Below are 12,744 nucleotides of genomic sequence, written 5' to 3'. Positions count from 1 at the left end.
CAATTTAGTAAATCTTTGTCTTAATATTACTTTGATTAACAATTTTATATTTCTAAACTTCCTTTTAACGTAAAGACATCATACGCCACGCTCTCTTTCACAATAATTAATCTTATAAAAACTAAAAACTTTAAAGATACTCATACAACACTTTTTTACTTTCACTTAAATTTTCAAAATCATAATTTTTACTAAATTCTATTTTTTTTACATTTTGAATATTATACTTTTCCACAATTTTATCATAATTTTCCACATAAATTTTTTTGTAAAGTTCATCAGCTTGATTTTCCACAAAATAGTTTAAGTTTTCCACATTTTCAAAATTTAGAAAAGCTGAATCAGATTTTATGAAATAATTTATGACATTTTTTATTATCTCATCTATTTTATCACGAATTTCGTTAAATTTTGAACCATTTTCAGTTTCAACTTTTTCTATCATTTTTTCTGCAAAAAAAGTTTTTACAAGTTTATTTGTATCTGTTGAAATTAATGAATAGTTGTATAAAATTTCAAAAAATTTATCTTTATTCCGATAAAGCAGTTCATTTCCCAATTTTACAGCATAAATTGATTCTTTATTAAAAATGCTTCTTCTAAATCCATCTATTAATTTGGGAAGTTCAACTTTGCTTAACCGTTCTATTTTTTTGTCTTTTTCTTTAAATGTTTCCAAAAATTGTTCACTTATGATTTGTTTTGTATCTTCATTTTTTTCATTTTCACTAAAATAAATATATCCCAATTCTAGTATAAATGATGGTTCTTTAGCTGTTATCTTAAAATTTTTGTCAAGCTGGAAATATTTTCGTTTTTCAAAATTATTTTTATATTTTAGAATAAATTGTGAAAAATTTTCTGTATTTAAAAATACATTTTCACTTTCCAGCTTTTTATTTTCAGTCAAAATTTAATTCCTCCCTCTTGCTTCATTTTATAGTCTTTGTAAAAAGCCTAAAATTTTTAATAATTACAATATTTTTATATTTGATTTTATAACTTTTATTTGTAAAATTTTGATTTCACCAAAACCTTAAATTCAATTTATTTTTCAACAATTTTAAATTGCATTTTCAAAATCATTAAATTTTCTATATTTTTATCAATTTTCACAATATCCTTTTCCGTTGTCAAAACATAATCATAATTTTGAGATTTTTCCTTTATTTTCAAAATTTCTTCATTTGTGTAAACGTGATGATCTGTAAATTTTATTTCATCAATATTACTTGGGTTTAATTTTTTTATTGTCTGATAAAATACAGCTGGATTTGCTATTGAAGAAAAAATCAGAACATTTTTATTTTTAATAATTTCTAATGGAAATTTTTCATTTTTTATATTGTTTTCATTATTTATTTTACCAAACTTTTTCCTATTTTCAAAATTTAATTTATAAAAATAACTTTCTTCAAAAGTGGCAACAGAAATTGGTTTTTGATATTTTGCCAATCTTTCCTTAATTTTCGCAATTTCTTCTCTTGAAACATAATTGCTTTTTGTAATAATAATTTCATCAGCTCTTTTTAAAGAATCAAGTGACTCCCGCAATCGGCCTTTTGGCAAATAATCGTCCATTCCAAAAGGATTTGTTGCATCAATTAGAATTATATTTTTATCTTTTTTCAATTTTCTATGCTGAAAGCCATCGTCCATAATAATTGTTTCCACACCGCATTTTTCTTTTAAAAAAGTTGCACCTTCGTAACGATTTTTACAGACTACGACAGGAATTTGAAAATTTAAGGCATGCAAATAGGCTTCATCTCCCGATTCCTTTGAAGTGGCATAAATCTCTTTTTCATCCCGTACAAGCAGTAAATCAGTTTCCCGTTTTCCCTTGTAACCTCGACTCAGAATTCCAACTTTTTTATTCTTTTCTAAATATTTTTGCACAAAATACTGCACAGCTGGTGTTTTCCCAGTCCCTCCTGCCACAATATTTCCAATGCAAATTATTTCCACTCCATCAACTTTTTTTTCCTTAAAAATTTTCAAGTCATAAAGTTTATTTCGTAAAAACACGATAAATCCATATATAATCGACAATAATTTCATTAATTCTTCCTCAGCTTAGCTTTCTTAATTAGTTTTCTATCAGTCCCTTGTAAATTGTTTCTAGCCGTCTAAATCTATTTTTTATTCCGGATTTGGAAATTTCCATTAAGTCTGCCAGTTCCTGTAGGGACATTTCCTGATTTTCTAGCCGAACTCTTGCTGTTTCGCTTAATACGTCTGTCAATTCTGAAAGCCCCATTTTTTCATCAATTACTTTTATCATGCGTATCTGCTTTTCAGAAGCGGACAGTTTTTTAGTTTCATTTGCTATTTCCCAGTTCATGTTTCTATTAATTTTATTCCGAATTTCCTTATTTATCGTAACTTCTTCAAATTCAAAAAACGAATTTATTCCCCCAATTAAAAAAATTATATCCAAAATGTCTTCTGAATTTCTTAAATAAACAAGACTCTTATTTTTTTTCTCTGTCTGAAAAACCTTTTTCCCCATCTGTTTAAACAAGTAATACAAATAAGTGGCAGAATCTTCGGTATCCACAAAAAAGTCCATTGCGTAAGCCTTTTCTGGAGACTTTATATATCCACAGCTAAGGAAAAAACCTCTAATTATACCAGCTAGCTGTTTTTCATTTTCCACAACTGAAAAATTTTTGTGAAAGTATATTTTTTTTAAAAATGATTTGTATTCCTGCTGATTGTGCTGAGTGGGAAAAAGTATCACTTCATACAGCTTATGTGTTCCCAGACGCTTACTAATAACGTATTTTAGCTGAATTGGAATATTTGTTACTGCCCGTAAATTTGAATAAATTCTTTTAGCAAGCGATACATTTTCAGTACTGAAATAAATTCCATGTTCTGTAATTACATTCTTTGCAATAAAAATTCCAAAAAGCTCTGCATAAATAGTATCCTTATCTGAATTTTCTAAATTAAAGATTTCTCTTTTTACATTTGCTGAATACGACATTTTTCCCCCTCTCTTTATATTTTTTTCTCTGTTCCTAAATTAAAGTTTTTGACTTTTTGCTGTTTATTATTGCTCTATTTTTATAAGACCTATACACTTGTTTATAAAATTTCGTTAAAATAAGGACTTTCAGACTTTTATTAATACTAAATCCCATTTAAAAATGAAAATAAATTTTTATAATAGGGTTGTTCAATAGATAATTTATAATCATTCAACTTTTTTCTTTTTTATTTTCGTAGGATTGCTCATTTCCGCAAATCCTACAACCTATGGCTAGTCTACGACATTTTTCCATGCTGACAAAAAACTCGCTATGCTCAAACAGTTTTGCCCGCACAGAAAAATGATCCGACAGATTAATTTATATTAGATTCTTTTTAAAAAATGAAAGTTATATCTTAAATTACTTGAAAACATTAGGTTTATATCCTTTATTAAAAAAGTTTGTAATAAATTCGTTATTTAAATAGGGTTTAATAATTAAAACTACAACAAGCCTAATAATTTACTTTTCTAGGATTCCCTGATTTATCATAATAAGTCCAAGTTCCTGTTCTTCTTCTGCCTTTAATACTTCCCTCAAATCCAAGGCTTCCATCCGTATAATATCCTCTTACAGTTCCAGTTTCTCCATTCATGTTTGCTTCGTACAAAGGTCTTCCACTTTCGTAGTAAACATTCATTTTCCCATTTATTTCATCATTTACATAATTGATTTCAGATTTTTTACCTCCGTTAGTGTTCCATTCACTAAATAATCCATTTTTCTGTCCATTTGAATAATTTCCTTGTGATTTTTTCGAGCCATTTTCATAATACTCAGTCCAAGTTCCTGTCATTTTTCCATTCTCATAGTTCCCAACTGTTTCCTGAGACCCTGTTTTTCCATAATATGAAGAATAACGTCCATTTAACTGATCGTCTTTATATTGATATTTTTTCCAGACTTTTCCATTTTCAGTATAAACCGTCCATTCTCCTTCCTTTTTCCCATTTTTATAATTTCCTATTGTAAATCTATTTCCGTTTGCATAAAATTCATCATATTTCCCATTGAGCATCCCATTGCTCAAATTAACAACAAGCCGTCTTCCACCTTCTTCCATAATTCTGTACTCTCCGCTTCCTGTCAATTCATAAGTGCTAGAATCTATTCTTTTTACATCTTCCATATTTGATGAGCTAAGCTTCGATAATCTAACTTTCCCAAAATTTGTCCCATAATTTGCAAAGACATCTTTTCCGTATCCAACTGCTGATAACATCATCATTCCAGCGATAAAAAATATTTTTTTGCTATTATTTTTTTTCATTTTCATATCTCCTATTATTTTATAAAATTTGTTTTTTTATTTTATTAATTTACCTTTTTACATTATAACAAATTTTTTCCATTTTTTAAACTAAATTGTTGATTTTTCTAGTTCTAGTTTACATTATAAGCAAACTTGGCTTAATTAGCATTATGAGTCCCAAAATTATCATAAGAATTCCACCAAACAGATTTACCCATTTAGAATATTTTGTAGTCAATTGCAATTTATTTACACTCATTAAGGCAAATCCAAAAACTATTATATCATCTATCATATAGCCAATTATGTAGATAAATGTGTAAAATTGTCTAGTCCAGAAAGGAACTTCGTTTATTTGAAGTATTTTTGTGTATGTTTGAGGAATTCCAACTGAACAAGCAAATTCTATTACGTTTACTGAAAGTGCTAAACCAATAATTGCAAGTGCTGTCAGTAATGTAAATGGCTTGTTGGCAATATCCTTTATCTTTTTAGAAATTTTTGCCCTCTGCTCAAAATCTGTCACTTCACATTCCAGCGTATCACCTTTTTTCAAGTAATTTCTAATAAAGAAGATTCCACCAGCAATTCCAATAATTCCAACAAGCGGAGTTACCCATTTATCCAGTCCTACAAAGTCCCAAGCATAAATCCAGGCATTCAAAATAAAAAAATACATCGCAGCTTCCGCAAAAATAAACAGCCCTGCAACACGAAACATTTTCACTTTATTTCCAACAGCAATCAAAGCTGTCAAAAATAATACTAGAACCCACATTGCACAAGGATTAAATCCGTCAATTGTTCCCAAAATTATTGACATTGTAAGCAGCGAATAATTTGTCAAGTCAACAGTCTTATTAATAATCGGAATATTTACAAGAACTTGATTTTCAGCACCTTTCGTAAGTCCTGGCACTTCACATACCGTATCGCCTGTACAAACTGCACCATTACTACTCACATTTCCCGTCTGTCCACTTTCCACATATTCCTTCAAAGTCAAAATCTTGTCCTTTATTTTCCCAGAATTTATCAAGCTTTCAATTTCTTTTCCAGTTGTGTCTGCTGTATTAAATCCCTGAATAATATGTCCGTCAATGTAAATAATCGGAGTCCCCTTCACAAGTTTTAACTTCGATGCAGTTTCATCAAAAAACGCTTTTTCTTCCTTGCTTTCATCAATTTTATGCTCCACATATTGAAAATCATCCCTTTTAGTAGATAATTCCTTCAAAAATTTCTCCAAATTTGCACAATTTTTACAGTCTTTTCTACCAAAGTACTCAATTTTTACTTTCTTTGCCTGACTATTTTCAGCAGAATAACCAATCTGACTTATACAAAATATACCAAAAAGCATAATCATCAACGCAAAAAATCTATTTTTCTCTATCCCAATATTAAAATCTTTTCTCCAAAACATCTTTTTTCACACCTTTCTTTTTTATTTTTTATAAATGATTACCGTACTAACCGCATATTCTCTGCTATGCGAAATACTAATCTGAATTTTAAGCCCCTGTGCCTTCTCCTTTATCGCATTATAAAGCGTTACATAAGGCTTTCCCAGCTCATCATTCAAAATCTCAATATCACTCAGCGAAAACCCATGCACCCCAGTCCCAAATGCCTTAGAAACCGCCTCTTTCGCAGCAAATCTCCCTGCATAGCTGGCATACGGATGTCTCTTTTTTTCAATATGCTCAATTTCTTTTTCCGTATAAACTTTCCTTTTAAAAAGGCTTGTCTGGTTAATCGCTTTTTCAATTCGGGATATTTCAATAATGTCCGTCCCAATACCGTATATTTCCATATTTCTCATCTTCCCTCATTTTCTATTTATTTAAAAACTAATTTTATGAATAATTATTTTTTTATTTATATAGCTATCTTTTTTTTTATAAAATTATTTGTTATAATCAAATAAAAATATTGTGATTTTTTGGAAATAAAATCGACTGTTTGAGCGAAGTTTTACGTAGAGAATTTCGATTTTGTTTTCAAAAAATGCTTAGACAAGCGGGGATTAGTGCATAGCACTTTCGCCAAAATCTTCAGATGTTATAATTTGAAGAAATTGAAATAACTAATATTGGGAAATAAAAGGGCATGGCGACTGTTCCCCTTTGCTTTATAAAAAAAGAAAAAATATAAAAATAAAAGAATTAACTATTAATAACAAAAAATTTATATTTTGCTATTGTTAGATTATACTACAAATTTTTAAAAATACAAAATTTGTATAATTTTAGTAGTTTAATTTTAAATAAGTTTACGTATATTTTTTTCATTTTTCAAACATAGTCTAGCATAAATAACCCGTCGGAGTATTTTTCTGTGCTGGCAAAACTGTTTGAGCATAGCGAGTTTTTTGTCAGTATAGAAAAATGTCGTAGACTAGCCATAGGTTGTAGGATTTGCGGCAATGAGCAATCCTACGAAAATAAAAAAGAAAAAACATAGTAATATGAAAAAATATTTATTAATCAAAATATCTAAAAAATAATTTAATTGAATAATTACGAATTTGCTATTAAACAACTTTATTATAAAAATTTATTCCTATTTCTAAACGGGATTTAATATTAATATTTATTAAAAAAAAACTCTACATAAGAAAAATAATTCCTAAATAGAGATTTTTTATTTTAAAATTTACTATTTCACTTTCACAATTTTCTTTTTCCCAGCCCTAATAATCATTCCGCTTTCGACATTTACACTTGCCTTAATATCTTTTATTGGCTCATCATTTATTTTGAATCCACCTTGTGAAATTAGCCTTCTTGCTTCACTTGTTCCTCCAAGTAATTTTGCTTCTTTTACAAGCAAGTCAATTACATTAATTTCTCCATAAGGAACTTCCACTTCTGGCAAATCTACGTCAAGATTTCTTTTATTGAATACATTTTCAAACCAGTCTCTTGCTTCCTTAGCGGCTTCTTCACCGTAGTAAATTTTTACAACTTCTGCCCCCAAATGCTTTTTAGCTTCCATCGGATGTAAACTTCCATCTGCAATTTGAGCCTTGATTTCTTCAATTTTTTCAAAAGGAACATCTGTTATCATTGTATAGTAATTTTCCATCAATTCATCTGAAATTGACATAACTTTACCAAACATATCGTTAGGAGTGTCCTTTACACCAATGTAGTTTCCAAGTGATTTAGACATTTTTTCCACTCCGTCAAGCCCTACCAGAATTGGCATTATCATACAGACTTGCTGCTCCTGTCCAAAGTTTTTCTGTAAATCTCTCCCTCTTAGCAAATTAAATTTTTGTTCTGTTGCTCCCAATTCCACATCAGCCTTCAGTTCAACTGAATCATATCCTTGTAAAATCGGATACATAAATTCAATCAATGAAACTGGTTTATTTTCAGCCAGCCTTTTTGAAAAATCCTCTCTCGAAATCATTTGCGATACAGTAAACTGTGACAATAAATTCAACGCATCTGAAAGTGATAATTTTTCAAGCCAGTCAGCATTATAAACTACTTTTATTTTATCCAAGTCCAATATCAATTTTACTTGATCCAAATATGTTTTTATATTTTCACTTACTTGCTCCTCTGACAGCATCTTCCTAGTTTCAGATTTTCCTGTTGGATCCCCAATTCTCCCTGTAAAAGTTCCAATCAAAAACAGTACTTCATGCCCCAAATCCTGAAACTGCTTCAATTTTCTCAAAGGTACAGCATGTCCCAAATGCAGCTCCGAACCTGTCGGATCTATCCCCAATTTAACCCGTAGCGGAGTATTAGTTGAAATTGATTTTTCCAACTTTTTCTTAAATTCATTCTCATTAATTATTTCATCGCACCCACGGCTCAAAATATTAAATTGTCTTTCTACTTCATTTTTTACTTCTATTTCATTATTTCTATCTATACTCATTTTTATTTTTTCTCCTTCTTATGTTTTATTTTTTTATCCATTCAATAACTTGATTTTATAACTTTATCCTTAAATATTCTAATTTTGATTAATATCTATTTCTTTAATTATTTTTATTACATTAGTTTTTTAACGCAAAGGTATTATAATTAAACTAAAAATTGTCGTGATTTTTTGGAAATAAAAATTTCTGTAACGGTTTTAAAGTTACACTTAACTTTTATAAATATGCTACGTATTTCATAAAATAATATACGATTGGCAATACGAACAACGCACTGTCAAATCTATCTAAAAATCCACCATGTCCCAAAAGCAAATTCCCAGAATCCTTTACTTCAAGTTCTCTTTTTATCTTAGATTCCACTAAATCTCCTAATTCTGCAAAAATTCCTATTGCAAGTGCTAAAATAAAGGCTTTTCCTCCACTAATCGCCACATAATCATAATTTACTGAACAGTTTGAAGACAAAAAGGAGATTCCACATACAAAATTTGCTATAAATAAATATATTTTATCAAAAAATAAAATTACTAAAAATACTCCCAAAATTCCTGCTATCGCACCTTCAATTGATTTTTTCGGACTGATTTTTGGTGCAAGCCTATGCTTAAATATTTTTCCACCAATTGCCATTCCAACAAGGTAAGCAGAAATATCACATGCCCAAATTAGCATAAATGTCATTACAACTAAAATATTCCCATTTGGAAATTCATATTTTATAAGCAAAATATGTGAAAATAAATATGAAACATAGATTATTCCAAACAACGTGTAGGAAATTTCTGCCATTGCATTTTGAATTTTTACCTTTAAAACCTGCCTTAAAGCCAGTAACATTATTGCAAATACAATAAATCCACCCATATCAAAGTTAATTTGTTTAAAAAAAGCAAATTTAAAATATGAAAATATATTTTTTGAATTTTCCTGAAAATATATTGCTAGAGGTAAAAACAGACCAAGTCCCATTCCAATCCTGCTTGCAACCTCAAAGCCTTTATCCTTTAACATTTTATAAAATTCAAATAGTGACATTCCAGTTATTACAAGTGTAAATACTAGAAACATCACATTTCCCTTTAAAAATATCCATAAAAGGAAAGGTACAAATAACAAAATAATAAATAATCTACTTAACATTCAGTCCTCCGTATCTTCTATCCCTTTTATTAAAGGATAAAATAGCTTTATCTAATTCATTTTCATCAAAATCAGGCCAATAAACGTCTGTTATGTAAAACTCTGAATAGGCAACTTCCCAAAGCAGAAAATTACTTATTCTAAATTCTCCACTTGTTCTAATTACAAGCTCTGGATCTGGAATTTCTGGACGATACATAAATTTAGAAAATTCTTCTTCAGTAATCTTCAAATTTTCTTTTTTATTTGCAAATCCATTCACCACTTTTTCCGTAACGTTCAATCCATTATTTTCATTATTAAACTGTTCAGACACTACTCCACTTATTTCATTCAAAAGTTTAGTTTCCAAAATTTTATTTACAGCGTCAACAATTTCACGCCGTCCACCATAATTAAACGCTATATTAAAAACAATCTTTTCACAATCTGCCAAATAATTTTCGGTTTCTTCAATTTTCTTTAATAATTTTTGTGAAATATTTTCCTTTGACCCTGTAACAAGCAATCTTACACCTTGTTTTTTCAAATTTTTCTTTTCTTTATCGAGATATTTTGCAAACAAGTCCATAAGTCCTTTTACTTCCTTTTCAGGTCTTTTCCAATTTTCAGTAGAAAATGCATACACAGTTAAATATTTTACACCAATATCTCCTGCATACTTCAATATTTTTTCAAGACTGTTAGCTCCTGCCCTATGACCTTCCAGCCGAATTTTTCCACGCTCCTTAGCCCAACGCCCATTTCCATCCATAATAATAGCAATATGCTTAGGAATCACCAATTCATCTCTATCCATACATCCCTCTCAAGATATTTTTTACATTTTTTCAAAAATATTATTGCTATAATTATAACAGCCAAATCATTATTTTTCAAGGTATTTGTAAAATTATTATATAAAAAATAAATATAAAAAATTGATTATTATTCTCGCCATGTAGAAAAAGATTAATAGTTGTTTTTTAAATATCTAATAAGTAGAAATGATTAAATAGAAATTGAAATGTATAGTAAAACTGCCTTAAAATTAAACTCAAAAGCTATGACTATTTTACTCAAACCCTAGATTTTTAAATTTTTAACATTTCTATTTTAAACGGGTTCGAGTATATATCAAAGAGAAAACCATTTTTTAATTTTATATCGATGGTTTTCTCTTATTAATTTATTGAAATTATTTGCTTTTCTTTTTATGAAAAGTTATTTATTTTTTTGATTTAATATGTACTCGTAATATTCCTTATATTTTTTCCCCACATTTAGTAAATCGCGTTCTTTTGCAATATTATAACCAGCTTCTGTAATTTCATCCAAATTTTCCACATTGTTTTCCACAATATCTCTTATTTTTTGGCAAAATTCCTCATTATTTCTAGCCTTAAAACAATTTTTTCCATCTTCCAGCCAATCATTATAGACAGGAATATCCCTTACTACTAATGGTAATTTAGCGGAAAGTGATTCCAGCACCACAATTCCTTCATTTTCTTCATAAGTCATAAATAAAAAGGCTTTTGCAGCACTAAATGCTCCAATTAAAATATCTTTATCGACATATCCTGGAAAAATTAAATTTTTTGGAGGATTTTCAATAATTTTCTGGATTTTGTCAGGAAGCATTGATTTTACGCTTGACGAACCAAACCAAAGAAATTGATAATCGCTGCATTCCTGTGCCACTTTTACAAAATCTTTTATCCCTTTTCTCTCAAAAGGCAGTCCAGCTGTTATAATTAAGGGTTTATTTATGTCATACACTGATTTGTATTCATTTAAAAATTTTTCTTTTAAAACTTCATTTTTATTAAATTTATTTATGTTTACACCGTTTGAAATTACCCTAATTTCTTTGTCCTTTTCCAAATATTTTGATTTTATCAAGTTCTTAGTGTATTCTGACGGAGAAATTAAATAATCTGCTTCATTGTATAATTTCTTTGTCCAGAATTTTATAATTGGCGACAGGACATAACTTCCCTTTATACTTCCACGAAAATCTTCATAAGTTGTATGTGTGTGATAAATTACAGGTTTTCCTTTTTTCTTTGCCTGTTTCAACACTTCATAAGATTTTAACGCAACAGTATTTATATGTGCCAAATCATAATCATCTTCAGGATCCTGCGTAACTTCAATATTATTTGCTCCAAGGGCTTCTACCTGATGATTTAAGGCTTGTCCAACGCCGGATTTGCTGAAGGAACTTTTCCCCTCTGAATATAGTAAAACTTTCACGACTATCATACTCCTCTATTGTTTTTTTGTAAACTTCTTCCACTCTTTCACCAAATTTTTGTGCTGTATAATCCTGTGAAGCGACAAAAGCATTTTCAATAATTTTTTCTCTAAATTCCTTATCTTCTTTTAAAAGCATTATAGAATTAATAAATTCTTCTTCAGTTTTGTAAACAAGCCCCGCCTCATTTTTTACAAGCAAGTCTTCTAAATTCAAGTCATATCTTGCCACAACAGGAGTTTTAGCAGCCATTGCTTCTACAAATGTAAGCCCTTGTGTTTCCGATATACTTGCATTTAGAAATACATCTCCCATCTGATAATAAGCTGCAACTTTGTCATGCGGAACTTCCCCAGTAAAAATAACTCTATCTGAAATACCAAGATCTTCAGCTTGTTTCTTCAAGTCAGCCAAAATTCTCCCACGCCCAACAATCATAAACTTAAAGTTTTCATCCTTAATTTTAGAAAACATATCAATTAACAAATCAATACTTTTCTCTTCGGCAATCCGACCAATATATACACAAAGAAAATCACTTTTCTCTATTCCAAAATTTTCTCTCATAAATTCCAAATCTTCATCAGAATAATTTCCACGATAAAATTTATCCAATTCTAATCCAGTTGGAATAATATTCATTGTCTGATCAACGCCATAAGAATACAAAATATCTTCAACTTTTCGTGTAGGTACAATTAGAGCATTACATTTTTCACAATAAAACTTACTAATCGCAGCCGCAATCTTTTTACCAGCCGAAACAAATCTTGAACCAAAAATATAATGTGTGTAATATTCATATAGTGTATGGTATGTATGAACAAGCGGTATTTCCAAATTAACCGCAGCAAATCTTGAAAATGTCCCTACACCCCATTCTGTCTGGGAATGAATAATATCTAACTCCAGTCTTTTTATTTTTTTTATTATTTTTGAAGAATATATCATTCCTAGCCGATACTGAGGCAACGGCTTGAATTCCATACTTGGTATTCGTAAAACATTTGGCTCGACTTGAGGTGCATCAGGATCAGTTGTAGTAATAATATACACCTTATGCCCCAACTTTCTAAGCTCCTTTTCAAGCGTCATAATCGAACTCACAACCCCATTTACCTGAGGTCTGTATGTATCTGTAAATATTCCTATTCTCATTTTACACTTC

12 protein-coding genes are annotated in these 12,744 nt (G+C 29.4%); 1 reads left to right on the top strand and 11 read right to left on the bottom strand.

Going from position 1 to position 12,744, the window contains the following annotated elements:
- Positions 1 to 130: 130 nt before the first annotated feature.
- The 6 genes from QU666_RS01640 to acpS all read right to left on the bottom strand — a co-directional run bounded on the left by QU666_RS01640 (position 131) and on the right by acpS (position 6,106).
- The gene (locus QU666_RS01640; protein ID WP_021768072.1) at positions 131 to 910 is read right to left on the bottom strand and encodes a hypothetical protein; all 780 of its coding nucleotides are present in this window, start codon (positions 908 to 910) and stop codon (positions 131 to 133) included.
- Positions 911 to 1,047: 137 nt separating this feature from the next.
- A complete protein-coding gene (gene lpxK / locus QU666_RS01635) occupies positions 1,048 to 2,061 on the bottom strand; it encodes a tetraacyldisaccharide 4'-kinase (RefSeq protein WP_021768071.1) in 1,014 nt (337 codons plus the stop codon).
- Between the two features lie 28 nt (positions 2,062 to 2,089).
- Positions 2,090 to 2,992, bottom strand: a complete 903-nt coding sequence (whiA, locus tag QU666_RS01630) for a DNA-binding protein WhiA (protein WP_021768070.1) — start codon at positions 2,990 to 2,992, stop codon at positions 2,090 to 2,092.
- A 500-nt stretch (positions 2,993 to 3,492) separates the two neighbouring features.
- A complete protein-coding gene (locus QU666_RS01625) occupies positions 3,493 to 4,308 on the bottom strand; it encodes a toxin-antitoxin system YwqK family antitoxin (protein ID WP_036069701.1) in 816 nt (271 codons plus the stop codon).
- A gap of 118 nt (positions 4,309 to 4,426) precedes the next feature.
- On the bottom strand, positions 4,427 to 5,716 hold the full coding sequence (locus QU666_RS01620; protein WP_021768068.1) for a thioredoxin family protein: 1,290 nt from the start codon (positions 5,714 to 5,716) through the stop codon (positions 4,427 to 4,429).
- 21 nt (positions 5,717 to 5,737) lie between these two features.
- Complete coding sequence (acpS, locus tag QU666_RS01615) at positions 5,738 to 6,106, bottom strand: holo-ACP synthase (RefSeq protein ID WP_036069698.1); 369 nt, start codon at positions 6,104 to 6,106, stop codon at positions 5,738 to 5,740.
- Between the two features lie 524 nt (positions 6,107 to 6,630).
- On the opposite strand from acpS, the gene QU666_RS01610 reads away from it, so the two are divergent.
- The gene (locus tag QU666_RS01610) at positions 6,631 to 6,756 is read left to right on the top strand and encodes a hypothetical protein (protein WP_304984853.1); all 126 of its coding nucleotides are present in this window, start codon (positions 6,631 to 6,633) and stop codon (positions 6,754 to 6,756) included.
- A gap of 195 nt (positions 6,757 to 6,951) precedes the next feature.
- Here QU666_RS01610 and tyrS read toward each other — a convergent pair whose 3' ends face one another.
- From tyrS to QU666_RS01585, 5 genes are all read right to left on the bottom strand, one after another.
- On the bottom strand, positions 6,952 to 8,190 hold the full coding sequence (gene tyrS / locus QU666_RS01605; RefSeq protein ID WP_021768778.1) for a tyrosine--tRNA ligase: 1,239 nt from the start codon (positions 8,188 to 8,190) through the stop codon (positions 6,952 to 6,954).
- Between the two features lie 220 nt (positions 8,191 to 8,410).
- Complete coding sequence (locus QU666_RS01600) at positions 8,411 to 9,337, bottom strand: phosphatidate cytidylyltransferase (RefSeq protein WP_021768777.1); 927 nt, start codon at positions 9,335 to 9,337, stop codon at positions 8,411 to 8,413.
- A complete protein-coding gene (gene uppS, locus QU666_RS01595) occupies positions 9,327 to 10,136 on the bottom strand; it encodes a polyprenyl diphosphate synthase (protein ID WP_021768776.1) in 810 nt (269 codons plus the stop codon). The genes QU666_RS01600 and uppS overlap by 11 nt, the downstream gene beginning before the upstream one ends.
- Positions 10,137 to 10,540: 404 nt before the next feature.
- Positions 10,541 to 11,584, bottom strand: coding sequence for a glycosyltransferase family 4 protein (locus QU666_RS01590; RefSeq protein WP_232218414.1), 1,044 nt, complete (start codon positions 11,582 to 11,584; stop codon positions 10,541 to 10,543).
- The gene (locus QU666_RS01585; protein WP_021768774.1) at positions 11,478 to 12,734 is read right to left on the bottom strand and encodes a glycosyltransferase family 4 protein; all 1,257 of its coding nucleotides are present in this window, start codon (positions 12,732 to 12,734) and stop codon (positions 11,478 to 11,480) included. The genes QU666_RS01590 and QU666_RS01585 overlap by 107 nt, the downstream gene beginning before the upstream one ends.
- Between the last annotated feature and the right edge of the window lie 10 nt (positions 12,735 to 12,744).

It is taken from the genome of Leptotrichia sp. HMT-225 (assembly GCF_030644325.1).
GTDB classification, from domain to species: Bacteria; Fusobacteriota; Fusobacteriia; order Fusobacteriales; family Leptotrichiaceae; genus Leptotrichia; species Leptotrichia massiliensis.
The sequence above is the reverse complement of the archived record's forward strand: the minus strand, read 5'-3'. Positions and strand labels throughout refer to the sequence as shown.